This is a genomic window from Pyrobaculum sp. (assembly GCF_049971835.1).
Taxonomy (GTDB): domain Archaea; phylum Thermoproteota; class Thermoprotei; order Thermoproteales; family Thermoproteaceae; genus Pyrobaculum.
Genome location: NZ_JBMFKV010000355.1, coordinates 1 through 1,444, shown reverse-complemented (window position 1 = coordinate 1,444; position 1,444 = coordinate 1). Strand labels below are relative to the sequence as shown.

The window sequence follows — 1,444 nt, the reverse complement described above, 5'->3', positions numbered from 1 at the left end:
CTGTTGCCTTAATTACTGCTATTCCCCACTCACCGTATGCGTCCACTACCTCTACCCCTAGTCTCACCAGCGCGTCTAGCCCCATTTCCGACAGCAAAGTCACGAGGCCTCTGTCCGCGGTACTTGTTTCTACTCTGGCGCCTGGCGCGAATCCGCCGTATACTATGTAGTGCCTCATAATAATCTAACTTCGCCCGATATATCCACTCTTTTAACCCCTTGTGTTGTGAAAAGTGCTTTTACTGCGTCTGGCGTGGCCTTTACCACCAGCGTCACCACGTCGCCCCAGTCTATGACCTCCTCTGCGTGGAGGACATCCCGTAACTCCTCTGCCACTTTTATATCTTCTACTGTGACTATGAGGGTTGTGCCTAGTTTTATCTCTGGAGGCCCCTTGGCGTCGTTTGTGATAACGATTATATCCCCCTCCTCGGCGGGATCGGCTAATACATAGCTATCCCCCCTCCGCACGTATACTTTTCTCATTACATTATACTTCTTTAAATGAATTTATATATTCTCCTCCCCCGTTGAGTTACAACAGAACATTGGCTGGACTATTCTATTAGCGTTTCTCCACACTGTTGGAAAAATGTTGGGGGTGCGGCTTATTTTGTTCAAGAGGCTTGTAATTGGGGCGCTGTGGTATATTTGCGCGACAAGGGAACGGCTGTGGATAATTTGATGGCGTATGTAATCTAGCCAAGTTTGTATACGGCATATATCTGGGAAAGGGAATTTGGGCTGGCATTTGGCTAGTTCTTGTAGACTTTGTCTCATCTTAGTGGCTCTAGTACCTGGGTTTAGTATTACGTATTTGTTAAGCTGACTAGTGAGGTGTAGCAAGAGGTGATGCGGTTTTAAATTTTAGTTATGCCATTGGCGTTACGTCGTGATGTAGAGCTGTGTCTCATTAAGCAGGCTGATGTGGGGTGAGGGCGGCGGTATGATTTCTGCACCCTCGGCCTCCCCGGCCGGGGGGCATTAGTCGCCTCTCGCAGTTGTATAGCACCTCCGCGGCGGCGTCTACTCTCCCGCCAGCCCTGTGTAGCACGTAAAAAGGACCTGTGCATGCGGGGCGGTGCTTAGTACGGCTCAACTCCGTCCACAGCCTCTAGCCTAATTCTTACATGTAGACGTGGCCGTGGGTGGCGGCAGAGGTGGTACCGATGTAAGATGCGGTACCGGAGATATAGAAGGGTTATACATCAGGTGGGGGATTTAGCTGGTGGAGTCCTTCTGTGGAGGGAGGGTCCTTGTCAAGGCTGATACGGGGGCTTCTTTTTGTGGAGTACTACACCTGGCGAGGTGTGGATGGGGCTGAGCTATGGAGGCCCCTGGGGGATGGCTAACTAGCTGAGGTGTCGCGTATTCGGTGTGTTGAGTGGAGGATGTGGGAGTGGGGCGTTGTTTATCGGTTTTGATTTTCGTAAAGAGGGGACGC

1 protein-coding gene is annotated in these 1,444 nt (G+C 51.0%); it reads right to left on the bottom strand.

Features of this window, described 5'->3' with window-relative positions; all coding sequences use genetic code 11:
- Positions 1 to 174 precede the first annotated feature (174 nt).
- Positions 175 to 486 carry a hypothetical protein gene (locus ACP5J3_RS14605; protein WP_428496346.1) on the bottom strand — a complete coding sequence of 104 codons (312 nt, stop codon included), beginning with the start codon at positions 484 to 486 and terminating at the stop codon, positions 175 to 177.
- Positions 487 to 1,444: the final 958 nt, after the last annotated feature.

Coding starts and splice junctions, on each gene's coding strand:
- ACP5J3_RS14605 (WP_428496346.1), bottom strand. CDS start 486: ATGAGAAAAGTATACGTGCGGAGGGGGGATAGCTATGTATTAGCCGAT.